We start from the raw sequence: 18,302 nt of genomic DNA, 5'->3' as shown, positions 1-18,302 counted from the left end.
TAAAATACGCCCAAAAATCAAGGAGTTTTGCAATGAAAATCGTGCTTGCAACGTCAAATTTAGACAAAGTAAAAGAGATAAAAGAGTTTTTAAAAGGCTATGAAATTTACGCTCTGAGCGAGGTTGTAAAGCCATTTGAGATAGTTGAAGATGGCAGTAGCTTTCAAGAAAACGCACTCATAAAGTCAAAAGCTGTCTTTGCAAAGCTTAAAGAGCTTGGGCATGAGGGCGAATTTATCTCGCTTAGCGATGATAGTGGCATCAGCGTGGATGCACTTGGTGGCGAGCCAGGGATCTACTCAGCGCGCTACTTTGACCTTGATGAAAATGGCAAAGTGTGCGGCAAAAACGCAAATGACGCAAACAACAGAGCAAAGCTGATTAGCAAGCTAAAGGCGCTAAATTTAAAGAGCTCACCAGCTCACTACACCGCCTGTATCGCTATTAGCTCAAAATTTGGCGACTACACGACGCATGGCTTTATGTATGGCGAAGCGATAAACGAGGAGCGTGGCACAAACGGCTTTGGCTACGACGCACTTTTTATCCCAAATGGCTTTACAAAGACGCTTGGCGAGCTAGATGAGGGCACAAAGCTAAAAATCTCGCACCGCTCAAAGGGGCTCGAGCTTGCAAATTTTGTATTAAAGAGCCTAAAGAAAAACTTTAGTTAAGCTCCTTTAGTCCTTTGCTAGCTCGCTCCAAAAGACCCAGCGCGCGAGGGTTTTGCTCCTTGCCTTTTAAAATTTCAAGCACTTTTTTGTAGTTTTTGGCGGCTTCGTCATTTTGCTTAAGCTTTGCTAGATCGTTGGCAAGCTCTACTAAAAGCTCCGAGCGCACAAGCTCGTTGCCACTTAGCTCTGGCGTGATATCAAGTAAATTTAGCGCTAAAAGGTGGTTTTCATGGGCTTTGTCAAAGTCATTTTTTAGGTAGTAGGTGCCTGCGATGCCTTTTATGCAGACGAGTTCGTCGTGCATTGGGGTATTTGGCGTGGCATCATAAATTTTTAGAGCTTCTTGAAAATTAGCAAGCGCTTCGTCATATTTGCCTAGCATCTTTTCTGCTGCACCTATGTTTTGATAAGAGCGTGCTAGCAGTAGTTTGTCGCTAACGTTTGCCGCGAGCTCAAGTGCTCTTTGTGAGAGCTCTAGCGTCTTTTGTGGCTCTTTATTTACCATGCACATGCTGGCGCCATTTATGAGCGAAGTGATCGCCTGCTGGGTATCGCCAGCCTTTAGGCATGCCTCGCTTGCTTGCGTGGCTAAATTTATAGCACGAGCTAAATTTCTATCACTTTTATAAAACTCATTTACGCTCTCTTGCACCAGCTCGTCGCAGCTACTTGCAAAGAGGCAAATAGGCGCTAAAAATGGCAAAATTTTCTTCATCTTTTTACCTTTAAAATTTGGCTCATTTTACCTTTCGAAGCTAGAAATTTATATTAACTTTGCTAAAATCACTAAAATTTTAAGGAGCCAAAAATGTCAAATATCTTAATCATCGGTGCAGGCGGCGTTAGCCAAGTCGCAACCGTAAAATGTGCGATGAACTCGGACGTTTTTACAAATATCACCCTTGCAAGCCGCACAAAAAGCAAGTGCGACGCGATCGCTAAATTTATAAAAGATCGCCTTGGCGTGCAGATAAACACCGCGCAAATCGACGCTGACGACACAGCTGCCGTGGTAGAGCTTATCAAGCAAACAAAGGCTGATTTGCTTCTAAATGTCGCGCTGCCATATCAAGACCTAACTCTTATGGACGCTTGCGTGCAAACTGGCATACCTTACATCGACACCGCAAACTACGAGCACCCAGACACGGCGAAATTTGAGTATAAGCTGCAGTGGGCGAAGGATAGTGACTTCAAAAACGCTGGCACCATGGCGCTTCTTGGCTCTGGCTTTGACCCAGGCGTGACAAACGTATTTTGCGCTTATGCACAGCAAAATTTATTTGACGAGATCCACGAGATCGACATCCTAGACTGCAACGCTGGCGATCACGGATATCCATTTGCGACAAATTTCAACCCAGAGATAAATTTACGCGAAGTTAGCGCAAATGGCCGCTACTGGGAGGCTGGCAAGTGGATCGAGACAAAGCCGATGCAGATCATGTTTAAGTGGGACTACCCAAAAGTTGGCGTCAAAGATAGCTACCTGCTCTATCACGAGGAGCTTGAAAGCTTAGTTAAAAACATCAAAGGACTAAAGAGAATTCGCTTTTTCATGACCTTTGGACAAAGCTACCTAACTCACATGAAGTGCCTAGAAAACGTGGGAATGCTGCGCATAGACGAAGTCGAGCATAACGGCATGAAAATCGTGCCGATCCAGTTTTTAAAGACGCTTCTACCTGACCCTGCAAGTCTTGGCCCTCGCACAAAAGGCAAAACAAACATCGGCTGCGTGATACGTGGGCTAAAAGATGGCAAAGAGCGCCAAGTCTATATCTACAACGTATGCGATCACGAGGCTTGCTACGCTGAGACAGGCGCGCAGGCTGTTAGCTACACCACGGGCGTGCCAGCGATGATCGGCTCACTAATGGTGGCAAAAGGCATCTGGAGCGGAAAAGGCGTCTTTAACATGGAGAATTTTGACGCAAAACCTTTCATGGACGAGCTAAATAAGCAGGGGTTGCCGTGGGAGATGATAGAAATGAAGCCAGGAGAGAGATACGAAGTTTAAAATTTAGACTCTTTAGGCTTGTCTTTTTCTACTTATACTTCGTTGGTTTTAAATTTTGCTCGGTCATTACCCACTCGGTAACTCCCGTCACAAAATTTAAAACCGTCTCGTCTAAGCGAAAAATACTTCGCCTAAATTTATTAAATTTAACCACTAAATTTTATCTCTCCTTTTTGGTTGCAAGCTATTTTTCACAACTCTTTTACAAATTTTCAAATATAATAAAGCCAAAATTTAAAAGGAAATTTTAGTGCTAACGATAGAAAATTTATATATTTTGATAGCGGCCCTTGCGCTTGTTTGCGTGATACTAGTAGCTTTTTTGATAAATGCAAATTTGCAGAAGGCAAAACAAAGAGAAAATTTAGAAAATTTACAAGATGAGCTAAAAGATAGCGAGCGGCTAAATATCGAGCAAAGAGCAAAGCTTGAAGCAAATAACGACAAGATAAATGAGCTAGCTAAAAATTTAGACGAGTATAAAATTTCGCTCAAGCAAAAAGATGAAAAAGAGGATGAGCTAGAGCGCGAGCTAAGGCGTCTAAACGAGGAGCTTGGCAGCCAGACAAAGATGGCTGAGATGGCAAAGACGCTATCTTTAAATTTACAAAACGAGCTTGGTGCAAAAGAGGATGAGCTAAAAAGATCAAACGAGAGTGAAAATGAGCTAAAACGCGCTATCGTCGCACTAAAAAGTGAGATCGAGGCCAAAGAAAACATCCTAAGATCACAAGAAGAGAATTTAAACAAGGCAAAAAGTGAGCTCAATTTAAAAGAGATTAATTTAAAAAAATCTTATGAACTAGAAAATGAGTTAAGGTGTGAAATAATTTCTCTAAAAAGCAAGGTGGAGACAAAAGAGAAAAGCTTAATATCACAAGAAGAAAATTTAAATAAAGTGCAAAATGAACTTGACTTTAAAGATGATGAATTTAAAAAATCTCACAAACGTGTTAATGAACTAGAGTGTGAGCTTGTCGCACTAAAAAGCGAGATCGAGGCCAAAGAAAACATCCTAAGATCGCAAGAAGAGAATTTAAAAAAGGTAAAAAACGAGCTAAATTTAGAGTTTGCAAACCTTGCAAATAAGATATTTGAAGAAAAAAGTGCAAATTTCTCAAAAAACAGCAAAGAGTCGCTTGAGCTCTTGCTAACGCCACTTGGAGAGAAGATAACAAGCTTTGAAAAGAGAGTAAATGACGCCCACAGCGACTCGCAAAAGAGCGCAGGCGAGCTTAGTGCGCAGCTAAAAGAGGTGGTCGAGCTTGGCAAAAATATGTCAAAAGAGGCAAACTCACTAAGCACGGCGCTAAAAGGCAGCAACAAGGTCCTTGGCAACTGGGGCGAGATGCAGCTTGAGCGCACGCTGGAAGCTGCAGGGCTAGAAAAGGGCACGCACTACACGACGCAAGAGAGTTTTGACGTGAGCGGCAAAAAGCTCATACCTGACTTTGTCATAAATTTCCCAGACGATAAACAGATGATAATAGACAGCAAAGTCTCACTCCATGCCTACGAAAAAGCAGTTGCGGCGGCTGATCTAGCCCAGAGCAAGCTAGCTCTTGGCGAGCATATCGCCTCAATAAAAAAACACATTGACGAGCTAGCTAAAAAAGACTACTCATCGCTTGTGAAAAGCCCTGATTTTGTGCTGATGTTTGTGCCAGTTGAGCCGGCATTTTTGGAGGCTTTGAAATTTGATCCAAATTTGTTTAACTACGGCTATGAGAAAAAAGTGGTGCTAGTCTCGCACACGACGCTCATGCCGCTACTTCGTGTGGTGGCAAATTTATGGCGCATGGAAAATGGCAACAAAGAGGCGAAGGAAATTTTAAAAAGCGCAAATGAAATTTATGAGAAATTTTGCACCGTCGCTGAGAAGCTAAATAGGCTTGGAAACTCGGTGAGATCGGTAAATGATAACTTTAACGAGGTCGTTAAAAGCGTGAGCGGACAAGGTGGGCTTGATAGCAGGTTGGAGAAATTTAAAAAGATCGCTATAAATCCCAAAGATACGCAGATAAAAGAGCTTGAAGCAAGACCTAGAGAGATCTTGCTAGCTAGCTCTAAAGAGTAAATTTGGAGCTTTTAAATTTAGTGATGCATGTGCATATTAGTTGAGTTATCATCACTCATATTTTGCATCATCATATTCATATGCATCTCACCCATATTTTGCATCATCTTGTGGTGATCGTGCATTGGCATATCTGCTGGCATGTTCATCGGCATATTCATATGCATACCCATCTCACCGTTTTCAGCCTTGTAGCCAGTTATGGTAGGATCAACCATGCCAAATATCATTGCGACGTGTGCGACGATCAAGGCAAATATGAGTAGGCAAAAGTGAAGCTTTAGCTTTGCCTTTTCGCTTGCGTTTTTGTAGATCAAATTTAGCTCTAAAAGCGCGATGCCAAGAAGTGGTATGACGCTGATGAGATATGAGTAGACAGCGATGACATCGGCATATCCACGCCATTTTATACTTGGATAAATTTTTGCCATAAAATAGATCACAAGAGCTGTAAAATAGACCCCAAGCACTATGCCAGCAAATTTGCCAACAGCCTTAAAGCCAGCATTTTTGCCGCTATCCATGTGATACATAGTGAGAAACTCCATCGCCACTAAAAGCTCCGTAAGCCCCACAGGTATCACCATGAAGAGGATTAGATTGTAAGGTTGATTGAGCGATAAAAGCTCCATGTAGTGTGTCATTACCATTGTAAGTCCTTTGTAAAAAATTTAAAGAAGTTTAACGCCAAATTGCTAATAATCATAAAATATCAAGATAACAAATTTAAGCGGATGTTAAATTTACTCCTAGCTAGGCTAAGAGTAAATTTGAGCTAGTCTTTAAACTCGTGTGAGATGACTGGAGAGAATTCCTCCCAGTGAAGCTTAGTTTTAAAGGTCGGCATCTTGCTTTGATAAGGCTCTTTTTTAAGCGCTGCCATAGCGACGCTATCGCCTTGTGGCTTGACTGGTGCCTCTAGGCTTAAAACAGCTCTTTCAAGCTCGATGAAGTCTTTTAAAATGATCGCATATGAGCGGAAGAAATTTGCATTTTTATGAGCTAAAAGTAGCGAGCCAAACTCATCTATAAATAAATTTAAAGTCTCGCCAAAGAGCTTGTCGCTGATATTTTTTGCGCCATTAAATTCATCACTTAAAAATGTTGCCATCGCTAAAAATATAAAGCCAACATAGTCCTCACTATCCTTGCAAAGCTCCTTATCACGCCTATATGGGCTAAGCTTTAGGCAGTGTATCACCCTAAGTCTAGCCGCGCCGTTATCTCTACCCTCTTCATAAAATGAGGCGCTTAAAGGGATATTTGTAAAGCCAAAAAGAACGTCATTTTGCTCATTTACAAGCTCATCAAAGCTAAATTTATCTAAATTTGCAAACGCCTCTGCACTTTGCTCGCTCAAAGGATTTTGCGCTAGGTAGCTAAGCTGCTCTTTCCATCTCGCAAACCCCTCATCACTGGTGTGAAAAAAGAGTGGATATGCTAAAAATTCGTAAAAATATGACCTTGCTTTTATGATGTTTTTATCCATTTAATAAATCCTCTTTCATCGCGTTTAGCTGGGCTTGCACCATGATCTTTGCCTTGCAGTCAGCGCAGCAGTAAAGCGACTTGATCTTGGCTCTGTCGTTGCCAAAACGTGGTTGCATGATCGATGCGATCTTCTCGACCGCTTTTTTGGTCGCAAACTCTTTTCCACACTCCACGCAGGCAAATAGCTCGTCATGCGCAAGCTCGCTATAAACGAAAAACTCAGGCTTAAGAGCGATCTTGCCGACCTCAAGTGAGATGGTGTTTTTCTCAGCGCAGCTTAGCTCGCAGTAGCCGCAGGCGGTGCAAACGCTTGGGTTAAATAAAATAGAATTTGTCTTCTTGTCAGCCACCAAAGCACTTACGTTACAAGCTCCAACACAGCTAAGGCAGAGCGTACAGGTATCAGCATTTATCGTGACTTCGCCATATCTTATCATCTCGCCGCTTTTTACGACGCCAAGATCGCTCTCTCCTACGATAAACTCAAGCCTTTTGGCAAAAATTTCTCTCTTTGGCAGCGCGTATTCTGTCATTGAATGCTGTGAGCCATCAATTAGTTTAGCCTTTTTTAGCGCATTTTCAAGGCTAGCCTTGTCTTTTGCGTGGTGTATAGCGGTCTCTTTAAATTTAAGCTCATAAATTTGATTTAAGATGCTAATGGCGTCTTTTTCGCCCTTGCCAAGGCTCTTGCTATATAAAATCACACTCGAGCCACTCTCTTGAAGAAGTGTCAAAAAGTGCGTTTGGCTTAAGAAGTGGGCGGCTGAGATGGCAAAAGGTAGGACATTTTCTGGTAGGCTCACATTTAGCTCATCTAGACTCATCTCCTCAGGCACGATAAGAGGGGTCTTGCCTTTGTAAAGCTTTGCCACAGCGGCAAATGAGCTTTGTGGCATTAGTGTGTAGTCGAGCGCGCCGCTAGGGCAGACGCTGATGCAGTTTCCGCAGTTTGTGCAGTCGATCGCTGAAAAGATAAGGTGCTTTGTCTCGTCCTCTTTTAAGATAGCAACCGTTGGGCAAACCTCGGCGCAACGACCGCAAATTTCAGTCCTGCGCTCGTGATACTGACAGATTGATGAGTCGTATTGAGTAAAGCTTTTGTATCTAAATTTTGGGCTTTTTGCATTTAAAATTTCAAGCACTTTTTCATCTTTTAGCCCTGAAATTTCGTAGCAGCCGCTTTGTTTTAGCATATAGTCCCTTGCGTTTTCAACTAAGAAAAAGTCGCAATCAACCTCAAATTCGTCATTTGCTCTAAGCACCAAAACGCTTAGCTCACCAGCTGCGCCATATATAAATTTGACTTCAAAGTGCGTAAGCTCTATCACTTTGTAGCCATTTTCTTTTAGTAAATTTGCTAGCTCTGCTCGGCCTGAGTTACTTACAATGACGACATTTTTGCCGACCTCTTTTTCGTAATCCACATCCTTTGCCATGTCAAAGGCGCTCGCCCTTGCCTCGTAGAGTAAAAGGGTATTTTTGGCTTTTTCTAAGACGCTTGCGGTGGTATTTTTAAGGTAGAAATTTATCTCAGGTGCGATGATGTTTGCTTTTAGCTTTGGAGAGTTTGAGACTAGATAGTCGCCATTTTCGTTGTTGATCTCTATCTGCTCGTTTAGCATCAAAGCGTCGTCAAAATCGTTATAAAAGCCAAATTCTTTCATTGTTTCTCCTATTATCAAAAACGGACTTATTCTAATATTAATGGGATTAATAGACTCTGAAATTTATATCCTCTTTTTTTGCTCTAAGTTTTAATTTATAATATTTTTATGTTAAAATCACGCCTTGGTAAAACTAACTTACTAGGAGCGCAAATTGAACGATTTAAGAAATATCCCACAAGTTGATAAGATCATAAAAAACGAAGCATTTTCGGGACTTGACACGAGTTTAGTCACTATGCTTGCAAGGCAAATTTTAGATGAGGTTAGAGCCAAAATTTTAAATGAAAATGCTAGCTTTAGCAGCGAAGAGATAATAAATTTGATCCTAGATGAGTATGATAAATTTAACGAAGCAAACCTTCAAAGGGTGCTAAATTTAACCGGCGTTGCCATACATACAAACCTCGCTAGAAGCGTCATTGATAAAGAAATTTTAAGCCGTGCGACACCTGTTATCACAGGATACTCAAACCTTGAATACAACCTAAAAACAGGCAGCCGAGGCAACAGATATGACTACGTTGGCTCGCTAATAGCAAGGGCCTTTGGTTTTGAAGACGCCATCGTTGTAAATAACAACGCAAGCGCTGTTTTTTTGGTGCTAAACACCTTTGCAAAGGGCAGGGAGGTAGTCGTTAGTAGGGGCGAGCTAGTCGAGATCGGCGGTAGTTTTAGAGTGCCAGAGGTGATGGCAAACGCAGGCTGCATCCTAAAAGAGGTCGGCACTACAAACAAAACTAGGCTAAAAGACTACGAAGAGGCGATCAGCGAAGATACGGCGATGCTTGTAAAGGTTCATAGATCAAATTTTGACATTGTTGGCTTTAGCGAAGAGAGCTCAGCAAATGAACTAAGCGAGCTAGCAAGCAGGCAAAATTTGATAGATTATTTTGATCTTGGCAGTGGATTTTATGGAAATTTGCCCTTTAACTTAGACAAAAACGAGCCAGATCTAAAAAATTTAAAAGATGTTTCGCTAGTTAGTTTTAGCGGCGACAAGCTGCTTGGTGCGGTGCAGTGTGGCATAATTGTCGGCAAAAAAGAGCTCATCGCAAAGCTCAGGAAAAACCAGCTTTTAAGGATGCTTCGCGTCGATAAAGTGATCATCTCGCTTTTGGCTGAGAGCATGAAAGCTTATCTAAACAAAGAATTTGAGCTAATCACAACGCAAAAACTGCTTCATAAAAGCGTAAAAGAGCTTGAAGGCTTAGCAAATTTTATAAATAAAAATTTAAAAAATCCACTTGAGATAGTGCGAACTTCGACCTTTGTAGGGGGTGGTGCTATGCCAAATAAAAAGATCCCAAGCGTGGCGCTTGCATTTAGTGGAGATGCAGTTTTAAATGAGCAGAAATTTAGGCAAAAAAAGGTGATCGGACGCATAGAAAATGACAAATTTATGCTAGATCTTAGATCGCTTCTTGATGATGACGTAGAGACGCTAATAAAAATAATAAATGAAACGGAAGAAAAATGAGTTTAATAATAGGAACAGCAGGGCATATCGACCACGGCAAAACCGCGCTTATAAAGGAGCTAAACGGCTTTGAGGGGGATAATCTTGAAGAGGAGAAAAAGCGTGGTATAACGATCGATCTAAGCTTTTCAAATTTAAGCAAAAATGATGAGAATATCGCATTTATCGACGTGCCAGGGCATGAAAATCTCATAAAAACGATGATAAGTGGCGCATACGGCTTTGACGCGTGCTTGTTTGTGGTGGCGGCAAATGACGGGCTTATGCCCCAAAGCTTGGAGCACCTTGAAATTTTAAATCTTCTTGGCGTGAAATCTGTGATCGTAGCGCTTACAAAGTGCGATTTGGTCGATGAGGCCACCATAAATTTAAGAAAAAAAGAGATAAGAGATGAAATTTCTAAATTTAAAAACTTGCAAATTTTAGAAATTTTCGCCGTTAGTATAAAGGATAAGGCAAGCACTGATGAACTTAGAAACTATCTCTTTACGCTAAGAGCCAAAAAGCGCGATGAGGAGGGCGTTTTTAGATACTACATCGATAGGGTTTTTAGCCTAAAAGGTATCGGAAATGTCGTAACTGGCACCGTTATAGAGGGAAGCGTTAGCAAAAATGAGAAGCTTTTTAACTACGACGCTGGCAAAGAGGTGCTAGTAAGAAGCGTGCAAAGCCACGATGAATTCGTAGAGCGCGCAGGTGTTAGCAGCCGTGTGGCGCTTAATCTAACAGGTATCGAGCTTAGCGAGCTAAAAAAGGGGCAGCTACTTAGCAAAAAGGGCTTTTTTAGGGGATTTAGAGAGGTTGATGCGGTCGTAACTGCTAAGAATTTGATACATTCACAAAGCGTGACCTTTTGCGTGGGTGCTAAAAACGTGCCCGCAAAGGTGCTAATCCTTAGCCAAAAAGATGATAGCTACTTCGTGAGCTTTAAATTTCAAAGCGATATGTTTTTGAAATTTGACGAGGCCTTTGTTCTTATCTCAGATGTGCGTGTGATAGGCGGTGGTAGGGTGCTAAATCCTGTGCTTGAGCCACTAAAAAAGGCTGGCAAAATTCTCTTTTTAGCCTCGCTTTTAAAGCATGATTTTGTAGAAGCCTTTTCTATACTTAAAGAAGCCCACAAAAATGGCTTTGGCATCATCTCTTCTTATCAAAGATTTGGTCTAAGTCACGAAGAGGCCTTGGCAGTTGCTAAAAAAGTTTCAAACGTCTTTGTCGATGAAAAGGCTTTAAATATCTACGACCTAAGCGCGGTTGAGCGGATAAAATCAGCTATTAAATTTATGATAGAAAAGAATGAATTTGCTGTCTTTTCAGCTCAAAGTATCAGCCTAAAACTTGCTTGGGCTAGTCAAAATTTGGCCCAAAAAGCGCTTGATGAGCTTGAAAGTATAAATTTAATCGCAAAAGATAGTGGCGTCTATACCAAAAAAGGCGTTGATCTTAGCAAACTAAAAGTTAGACTAGAAGAGAAAATTTATGAAATTTTAGAAAGTGGCAAGCTAGCCCCAACTGCGCCATATAATATATATGATGATCTTGAGATCGATAGAGTTAGCGGCGATAATGCCCTTAAAAAACTAACCGCAATGGGCAGGGTCATAAGGCTAGAGCATAACCTTTTTATCACTAGAAATTCGCTAAAACTAGCCCTTGATAAGCTGCGAGCCATCATAAAAGAACAGGGCTTTGTAAATGTCACAAACGCCAAGGATGTGCTAAATTTAAGTAGAAAATATATAATCGCCTACCTTGAGCAGCTCGATCTTGAGAGTGACATAATGAAGCAGGGAAATGATAGGGTTTTTCGCGGTTAGTATTCATTTACAAAAAGCAAATATAATCCGCCAAATTTTTAAAAAGGATAAAAATGAAAAAAGTGATCTTAGCCTCAATCATCGCGGCAACTAGCCTAATGGCAGCAAGCGATAAGCAAATAGAGGAGTTCTACTCTCAAATGGTTGATAGCAGCGTAAAAGTAAAGGTAGCTGATCGTCACAAAGTTGCAGGCGACATCGAAGCTGTCGTTGTGAAGTTAAGCAAAGATGGCAACTCACAAGATGAGATAGTATTTACAAAAGGCGACTTCATCTTCCCAGACGTGATCGATCTAAAAGAGCAAAAATCATACCTAGCTGAAGTGAAAAAAGAGGTCATCGCAAAGGGAATTTCTAAAATTTATAAAGATGAAGACAAGGCAAACATCATCGTTCTTGGTAGCGATCCTAAAAAGCCAACTATCATAATGTTTTCAGACCCTGAGTGCCCATACTGCAGAGCTGAGCTAGCAAAGATCGAGACAACACTAAAAGATAGCAACGTTGAAATCGTCCTAACTCCAGTGCATGACGTCTCATCACTTCAAAAAAGCTCGCTAATCTACAAAGATGTAAAAGCTGCTAAGAGTGACAGCGATAAGGTTAAAATTTTAAGAAAATACTACGCTGAAGACTACAATGTAGATGATAAGAGCGTTAGCAAAGATGATGTCGCAAAGATCGATAATCTCCGCAAAAAATACTTTGCAGCTGGCGTTAGATCAGTGCCATTTATCGTAAATAAAAGCGATCTAAAATAACATTTTCTAGGGAGCTCTCCCTAGAATTTCTACTACAAATAAAATTTGTAAATTTAAAGTATATTTAACTATATTTTTAATAAATACTTAACATTCTTAATTAAACTTTTATATTTACTTTGCTTAACTTAGAAATATGCTAAATTTACATAGTTTAACTTTGGGCTATTAAAATGACCTAAAATAGGCTATTTGTGATATTTTAGAAATTCTAAATATGCAAATTTTACATATTAATGAACCAAATTTCTCAAAAATTTTTGAGGTATAAGGAGGAAAAATGCAAGGATCAAGAAGAGATTTTCTTAAAAAATCTCTAAAAGTCGGTGCTGCCAGCGGAGTACTCGCAGTCTCAGCTGTAGCAAAAGTGACTAGCGATGACTTGGCTCCTGATGACAATGGCGTTGTCGTAGGCAAGTCTAACAAAAAAGAGGTGCTTTATAAAAAAAGCAAAAACTGGGAAACCTACTATAAAATCGCATACTAAGGGAGATAACCATGAGTGATGCACGTATAGGAAGACGTTCATTTTTAAAGCTAGCCGCACTAGGTGCAGGCACCACAATGGCTTTTGGACAAAATGATACGATAAGACATGCTAGCGCAGAGGAGATAAAAGATCCTTTCCCTGGCTCAAAAAAGGTTAGAACTATTTGTTCTATATGCTCAGCAGGCTGTGGTATCGAGGCTGAGGTACAAGATGGTGTTTGGGTTCGTCAAGATATGGCGATGTTTCACCCGATATCTCAAGGCTCACACTGCTCAAAAGGTATCGATCAGATCGACCTTACACACAGCAAACAGCGCATCAAATATCCTATGAAAAAAGTTGATGGCAAATGGCAAAGAATTTCATGGGATCAAGCTGTAAATGAGATCGGCGATAAGATGCTTCAGATCCGCAAAGAAGATGGTCCTGATAGCGTTATATTCTTAGGATCAGCGAAATTTAACAACGAGCAAGCATATTACTTTAGAAAATTTGCTGCGTTTTGGGGCACAAACAGCAACGACCACGTAGCAAGAATTTGACATAGCGCAACAGTCGCCGGTGTGGCGAATACTTGGGGTTATGGCGCGATGACAAACCACTTTGGGGATATGGCTGCAAATTCAAAATGTATATTTATAATAGGTGCAAATCCAGCTGTGGCAAACCCAGTTGGCGGCATGAAGCACACTTTACAAGCAAAAGATAGAAACAACGCAAAGGTGATCGTAGCTGATCCAAACTTTACAAAATCAGCCGCTCACGCTGATCTATACCTAAGACAAAGATCAGGCACCGACATAGCGCTTGTTTATGGACTTATCCACATCATCTTAAAAAATGGCTGGGAAGATAAAGAATTTATAAAAAATAGAACTTACGGCATCGATGAGATAGCAAAAGAGGCTGAGCACTGGACACCAGAGGTCACATCTGACGTTACAGGCGTGCCAGTTGATAAGCTGATAGAGGCTGCAAATATCCTAGCTCACACAAAACCAGGCACAGTGATCTGGGCACTTGGTATCACACAGCACTCAGTTGGTAGCTCAAATACGAGAATTTTACCTATCCTTCAACTAATCCTAGGCAACATGGGCAAACCAGGTGGCGGCTGTAACATCATCCGTGGTCACGACAACGTTCAAGGCTCAACCGACATGTGTAACCTCTCAGATAGCTTGCCGATGTATTACGGACTAACTGACGCGGCTTGGAAGTATTACTGTCAAGGCTGGGGCGTTGATTATGACGAGTTTGTAAAACGCTTTGCAGTCTCAACCAAAGAGCCAAAACAAGGCGGCACACCAGTTAAAAACACTGTTTTTGAAGAGTATTATTACCACGATCCTAAAAATCCAGAGGATAGAAACTGGAGAAATGAAAAAGGCTGGTCACTTTCAAAATGGTGGCAAGGCGTCTTGAAAGAGGAAAATACCTTTAGCAGTGGCGCGTTAAGAGTTCTTTGGGTTCAAGGAACTGGTTTAACATCTATGGCGCACCTAGCTAAAATTCAAGAAGCGGCTTCAAAACTAGATATGATCGTAGTTGCTGAGCCATTTGTAAATGAAATTTCTATCCTTTCAGATAGAAAAGATGGCGTTTATATCTTACCAGTGGCAACTGCCTTTGAAAACGAAGGTCACCTAAACGCTACAAACCGCTCAGGTCAGTGGAGAACGAAAGTCGTTGATCCACTTTATGAGAGCAAGGGTGATCACGAAGTAATGTTTGCATTTGCTAAGAAATTTGGCTTTTACGATGAATATGTAAAAGGCATGAAGATGGCTGTTGTAGATAGAGAGCTAAAACAAGTAAAAGATGACTTTGTATGGCCAGATGATGCGACAAATGAGATAGCAAGGGTTGGAAATTCTATCGGTTATGGCGGCAGAACTGCTGAGATGTTTAGACGTCACCAAGCAAACTGGGATAAATTTGACCCAGATACGCTAATAGGTCTTGGTGGCGAAGTAAAAGGTGAGTACTACGGCAAGCCATGGCCAGCATGGGATGAAAAACACCCTGGCACGCCGATACTTTACGATATGAGCAAGTCTTATGCAGAGGGCGGCTCTGGCTTTAGAAACCGTTTTGGCTTAGAGCATAACGGCGTTAGCCAGCTAGCTAGCGAAGAGGCAACTTTAGTTGGCTCAGCCATAAAAGGTGGCTACCCGCAAATCACAAAAGATAATATAGAAAAAGTCCTGGGCATCACTCTAACTGAAGAAGAGAAAGCTAAAATAGGACCTAGCTGGAGCATGGACTACAGCGGTATCATCTTAGAAAAATGCCGTGAAAAAGGGGTCGTGCCATATGGTAACGCAAGAGCTAGAGCTATCGTTTGGGAGTTTCTTGATCCTATCCCAAAACATAGAGAGCCTATCCACTCACCACGCTGGGATCTTGTCCAAAAGTATCCGACATTTGATGATCAAGCTAGAAATTTCCGTGTTTCTACTAAATTTAAGTCAGAGCAACAAGCAAAAGACTGGTCAAAAGAGTTCCCTATCGTATTTAGCACGCAACGCGTCGTAAATTTAAGTGGTGCGGGAATGATCGAAAGAACAAGTAAATATCTCTCAGCCATCACACCTGAGATGTTTGCTAATGTCCATCCTGAGCTTGCTTTAAAATACGGCATAAAAGATCGCGATATGATGTGGATCCACAGCCCACAAGGCACAAAGATCAAAGTAAGATGCTATCACAGCTATATGGTAACTCCAGATAGAATTTGTATGCCTTACAACTTCGCTGGCGTTATGCAAGGTGTCGATCTCTCAGCTCGCTACCCAGAGGGCACTAAGCCTTATGTTATCGGCGAGAGCTTTAACACAGTTACTAACTACGGATTTGACCCTGTTACTCAAATTTCAGAATTTAACGCAGGTCTTTGCCGCATAGAAAAAGCTGAAGAGAACACCTTTAAAACGTCGTTTTATCACGAGTATGGCGAGAGAGACGCCCTAGGTAAAGAGTAAGGAGAGAAAAATGGCAAGAATGAAATTTTTTGTAGATACTAATAGATGTATCAGCTGCTTTGGATGTCAAGTCGCCTGCTCTTCTGCTCATGAGCTTCCAGTAGGAATTTACAGAAGAAAGGTTATCACGCTTCACGATGGCATAGAGGGTAAAGAGGTCTCAACTACTATCGCATGCCAGCACTGCACCGACGCGCCTTGTGAGCAAGTTTGTCCGGTTGATTGCTTCTACATTAGAGCTGATGGCATCGTACTTCACGATAAAAACAAGTGCATAGGCTGTGGATACTGCCTGTATGCTTGTCCATTTGGTGCGCCGCAGTTCCCTAGAGACGGGGCATTTGGCGTAAAAGGCGTAATGGATAAATGCACTATGTGCGCAGGCGGTCCAGAGCCAACTAACTCACACGAGGAGAGAGAACTTTACGGCCAAAACAGAATGGCTGAGGGCAAAGTTCCTATGTGTGCGGCTATCTGTTCTACAAACGCGCTTTTAGTTGGCGACGCTGCTGAGGTTTCAAATGTATATCGCAAACGCGTCATGCTAAGAAATACAGGACTAAATGTATAACACTAAGGAGGGCGCTTGCTCTCCTTTTAAATTTATAAAATTTAAATTATTTTTATGATTTTTATAATCTAAAATTTCATCAATAATTTTTCTTATCTATTGAAATTAGCAAAAATATATAACTTTTTTATCTCGATATGAAATTTTGATCTAACCCTCTAAAGCCCTAAATTTACGTAAAGTTGATTATTAGATTGTAAAAAATATTATTTATGCTTTCAAATTACATTCTTTTATGATAATCGTTTTTATTTTAATCAAAGTAAAGCATTGGTAATATTTCACATTAAAATAATCTCACAGGTGGTTTAATTAATGAATAAAATTTTTAAATTTATGCTTATCATGCTACTTCCTATCTGGCTTGTGGCAAAAAATGACGACTACACACAAGTCGCAGCTCAGATAAAAGAGTCATTACAAAAGGTAATAACAGAGTATAGAGCTGGCAATGTCGAGCAAGCAGTTAGCGATACTCAAAATGCTTATTTTGGTCTGTTTGAAGATGTCGAAGCTGGCATCAGAATAAATTTAGGTCAGAAAAAAGCTTACTCTATGGAGAAGCAGTTTGGCGAGATCAGAAAGGCGATAAAAGCTGGCGAAGCACCAGATGATGTGCAAAAAAGAATAGATCAGATAAATAGCGAAATCGCTGAAGTTTTGCCAGTTATTTTAAATGGACATAAGCTTGTTGGTGAGTATTCAGACACTCCAGCACAAGCTGCTACAAGTGGCTATGACACTTCTAAATTTATCCCTGAGTGGAAGGTAGCATTTGAAAATTTATCAGCTACTTTGGATAAAGCCATAGCAAGCTACGAGAGCGATAAACAAGATGATGCTAAAAATTCTATCCAAGATGCTAAATTTAATGATTATAGAAACACTCAACTTGAAATCGCCGTTCGCCAATATATAGAAAATGGCAAAAGCATAGATGCTGACATCCAAAGAAAGATGGGTGAAGCGATCAGTGGCATCACAAATGGCATAAGCAAAGATGACTTTAAAGTAAAGCTAGAAGAGATCAAAAAGCTAGCTTATGATGCTGTTGCAAAACTTCCAGCTGAAACAGTAAAACTAGCAAAAGTTGATATGAGTAGTGCAGCATCTAGCGATAGCAGCGAAGATAGTGGCACAGACTACACTCAAACTGTTAAAAACATAAATGACAAAATTCAAGCAGCCATCGCGCTTTACAAAGGTGGCAATAGCGCTAAAGCTATGGGCGATATCCAAGACATCTACTTTGATGAGTTTGAAGGTAGCGGCATGGAAAACAAAGTAGGTGCGATAGATGTAAATTTAAAAACAGCTATCGAAGCTACATTTGGTAACCTTGTAGCCCTTATGAAATCAGGTGCAGATGAAAAAACACTTGAAGAAAGTGCAAGCAAGATGTCATCTCAGCTAGCAGCTGCACTTGAGAAAACTAGCGGTTCAAGCTCACCTTGGACGCTATTTATCTGGGCTCTAACTATCATCTTAAGAGAGGGTTTTGAAGCTCTTATCATCGTTGCAGCCGTCGTTGCATATCTTGTAAAAACTGGCAATGCAAAATCTATGGGCAAGGTCGTATATAGCTCAGTTGGCGTAGCTGTCATCTTAAGCTTTGTCATGGCTTGGATAATGAATGTCATCTTTGGCGAGGCAGCAGGTCAAAAAAGAGAGCTTATGGAAGGCATCACGATGCTTGTTGCAGTGGGACTTCTATTTTATGTTGGCTTCTGGCTTCTTTCAAATGCTGGTGCTAAAAAATGGAACGACTACATCAAATCTCACTTATCTGAGTCTATCTCAAGTGGCTCAAGCACGATGCTTTGGTGGACTGTATTTTTAGCGGTATTTAGAGAGGGCGCTGAGACAGTGCTATTTTATCAAGCGCTTATCTTTGATGCAAAAGACTCAGCTGGCTACTCAATGATCGCAGCTGGCTTTGTTGTAGGTCTTATCGTTCTTTTAATAGTCTATTTCTTATTTAAAATTTTCGCTATTAAAATTCCTATTAAACCATTTTTTATATTTACATCAGCGATCATCTTTTACATGTCGATCGTCTTTGTTGGCAAGGGCGTTGGCGAGCTAGTTGAAGGCAAAATTTTCATCCCAACTATCATAAAAGGACTAAATTTTCCTGACTGGATGAGAGACTGGCTAGGACTTATGCCATATTACGAGAGTTTAGTACCTCAGATCATTATGGTGCTTGCCCTAATTATAGGCATCGTTATCATGAAATCAAAACAAAATAAAAACTAATCTTATTAAAAGGA

Annotated in this window: 14 protein-coding genes and 1 pseudogene; 11 read left to right on the top strand and 4 right to left on the bottom strand. The window is 40.9% G+C overall.

Annotated features, from left to right (window positions below; translation table 11 throughout):
- The first annotated feature begins 32 nt into the window (after window positions 1-32).
- Window positions 33-674 carry a non-canonical purine NTP pyrophosphatase gene (locus CVT08_RS08625; protein WP_107855758.1) on the top strand — a complete coding sequence of 214 codons (642 nt, stop codon included), beginning with the start codon at window positions 33-35 and terminating at the stop codon, window positions 672-674.
- Here CVT08_RS08625 and CVT08_RS08620 read toward each other — a convergent pair.
- Window positions 667-1,389 carry a tetratricopeptide repeat protein gene (locus tag CVT08_RS08620; protein ID WP_107855759.1) on the bottom strand — a complete coding sequence of 241 codons (723 nt, stop codon included), beginning with the start codon at window positions 1,387-1,389 and terminating at the stop codon, window positions 667-669. The genes CVT08_RS08625 and CVT08_RS08620 overlap by 8 nt on opposite strands.
- A gap of 93 nt (window positions 1,390-1,482) precedes the next feature.
- Between CVT08_RS08620 and CVT08_RS08615 the strand changes: the two genes are divergently transcribed.
- Entirely contained in the window at window positions 1,483-2,694 is a 1,212-nt protein-coding gene (locus CVT08_RS08615; protein WP_107855760.1) for a saccharopine dehydrogenase family protein, read from the top strand.
- A gap of 250 nt (window positions 2,695-2,944) precedes the next feature.
- Window positions 2,945-4,771, top strand: a complete 1,827-nt coding sequence (rmuC, locus tag CVT08_RS08610; RefSeq protein WP_230855931.1) for a DNA recombination protein RmuC — start codon at window positions 2,945-2,947, stop codon at window positions 4,769-4,771.
- 17 nt (window positions 4,772-4,788) lie between these two features.
- Here the strand turns inward: rmuC and CVT08_RS08605 are convergent, their stop codons facing one another.
- From CVT08_RS08605 to CVT08_RS08595, 3 genes are all read right to left on the bottom strand, one after another.
- On the bottom strand, window positions 4,789-5,421 hold the full coding sequence (locus CVT08_RS08605; RefSeq protein WP_103597249.1) for a DUF6803 family protein: 633 nt from the start codon (window positions 5,419-5,421) through the stop codon (window positions 4,789-4,791).
- A gap of 125 nt (window positions 5,422-5,546) precedes the next feature.
- Entirely contained in the window at window positions 5,547-6,260 is a 714-nt protein-coding gene (locus tag CVT08_RS08600; protein ID WP_107855761.1) for a TorD/DmsD family molecular chaperone, read from the bottom strand.
- On the bottom strand, window positions 6,253-7,926 hold the full coding sequence (locus CVT08_RS08595) for a 4Fe-4S binding protein (protein ID WP_107855762.1): 1,674 nt from the start codon (window positions 7,924-7,926) through the stop codon (window positions 6,253-6,255). The genes CVT08_RS08600 and CVT08_RS08595 overlap by 8 nt, the downstream gene beginning before the upstream one ends.
- Before the next feature lie 154 nt (window positions 7,927-8,080).
- Here CVT08_RS08595 and selA point away from each other — a divergent pair, with 154 nt between their 5' ends.
- From selA to CVT08_RS08555, 8 genes and pseudogenes are all read left to right on the top strand, one after another.
- Entirely contained in the window at window positions 8,081-9,406 is a 1,326-nt protein-coding gene (selA, locus tag CVT08_RS08590) for an L-seryl-tRNA(Sec) selenium transferase (protein ID WP_107855763.1), read from the top strand.
- Window positions 9,403-11,223, top strand: a complete 1,821-nt coding sequence (gene selB / locus CVT08_RS08585) for a selenocysteine-specific translation elongation factor (protein ID WP_107855764.1) — start codon at window positions 9,403-9,405, stop codon at window positions 11,221-11,223. The genes selA and selB overlap by 4 nt, the downstream gene beginning before the upstream one ends.
- Before the next feature lie 53 nt (window positions 11,224-11,276).
- Window positions 11,277-11,984 (top strand): thioredoxin domain-containing protein, encoded by a 708-nt coding sequence (locus CVT08_RS08580; RefSeq protein WP_107855765.1) that lies wholly within the window; start codon window positions 11,277-11,279, stop codon window positions 11,982-11,984.
- 280 nt (window positions 11,985-12,264) lie between these two features.
- The gene (locus CVT08_RS08575; protein ID WP_004317725.1) at window positions 12,265-12,471 is read left to right on the top strand and encodes a twin-arginine translocation signal domain-containing protein; all 207 of its coding nucleotides are present in this window, start codon (window positions 12,265-12,267) and stop codon (window positions 12,469-12,471) included.
- 11 nt (window positions 12,472-12,482) lie between these two features.
- Window positions 12,483-12,743 (top strand): annotated as a pseudogene (locus CVT08_RS10270) (hypothetical protein); the annotation flags it as partial.
- On the top strand, window positions 12,726-15,458 hold the full coding sequence (locus tag CVT08_RS08565; RefSeq protein ID WP_269059488.1) for a formate dehydrogenase subunit alpha: 2,733 nt from the start codon (window positions 12,726-12,728) through the stop codon (window positions 15,456-15,458). The pseudogene CVT08_RS10270 and the gene CVT08_RS08565, both read left to right, overlap by 18 nt.
- A gap of 10 nt (window positions 15,459-15,468) precedes the next feature.
- Entirely contained in the window at window positions 15,469-16,029 is a 561-nt protein-coding gene (fdh3B, locus tag CVT08_RS08560; RefSeq protein ID WP_103636294.1) for a formate dehydrogenase FDH3 subunit beta, read from the top strand.
- Between the two features lie 315 nt (window positions 16,030-16,344).
- Window positions 16,345-18,288, top strand: a complete 1,944-nt coding sequence (locus tag CVT08_RS08555; protein WP_107855767.1) for an FTR1 family iron permease — start codon at window positions 16,345-16,347, stop codon at window positions 18,286-18,288.
- The last annotated feature ends 14 nt before the right edge of the window (window positions 18,289-18,302 follow it).

This window comes from Campylobacter concisus (assembly GCF_003048835.2).
GTDB classification, from domain to species: domain Bacteria; phylum Campylobacterota; class Campylobacteria; order Campylobacterales; family Campylobacteraceae; genus Campylobacter_A; species Campylobacter_A concisus_D.
Note: the sequence above shows the minus strand (reverse complement) of the source record. Positions and strands in the feature narration are given on the sequence as shown.

What these genes read in the sequence shown, in the direction of transcription:
- CVT08_RS08625 (WP_107855758.1), top strand. Translation starts at nt 33, where the DNA reads ATGAAAATCGTGCTTGCAACGTCAAATTTAGACAAAGTAAAAGAGATA.
- CVT08_RS08620 (WP_107855759.1), bottom strand. Translation starts at nt 1,389, where the DNA reads ATGAAGAAAATTTTGCCATTTTTAGCGCCTATTTGCCTCTTTGCAAGT.
- CVT08_RS08615 (WP_107855760.1), top strand. Translation starts at nt 1,483, where the DNA reads ATGTCAAATATCTTAATCATCGGTGCAGGCGGCGTTAGCCAAGTCGCA.
- CVT08_RS08605 (WP_103597249.1), bottom strand. Translation starts at nt 5,421, where the DNA reads ATGGTAATGACACACTACATGGAGCTTTTATCGCTCAATCAACCTTAC.
- CVT08_RS08600 (WP_107855761.1), bottom strand. Translation starts at nt 6,260, where the DNA reads ATGGATAAAAACATCATAAAAGCAAGGTCATATTTTTACGAATTTTTA.
- CVT08_RS08595 (WP_107855762.1), bottom strand. Translation starts at nt 7,926, where the DNA reads ATGAAAGAATTTGGCTTTTATAACGATTTTGACGACGCTTTGATGCTA.
- selB (WP_107855764.1), top strand. Translation starts at nt 9,403, where the DNA reads ATGAGTTTAATAATAGGAACAGCAGGGCATATCGACCACGGCAAAACC.
- CVT08_RS08580 (WP_107855765.1), top strand. Translation starts at nt 11,277, where the DNA reads ATGAAAAAAGTGATCTTAGCCTCAATCATCGCGGCAACTAGCCTAATG.
- CVT08_RS08575 (WP_004317725.1), top strand. Translation starts at nt 12,265, where the DNA reads ATGCAAGGATCAAGAAGAGATTTTCTTAAAAAATCTCTAAAAGTCGGT.
- fdh3B (WP_103636294.1), top strand. Translation starts at nt 15,469, where the DNA reads ATGGCAAGAATGAAATTTTTTGTAGATACTAATAGATGTATCAGCTGC.
- CVT08_RS08555 (WP_107855767.1), top strand. Translation starts at nt 16,345, where the DNA reads ATGAATAAAATTTTTAAATTTATGCTTATCATGCTACTTCCTATCTGG.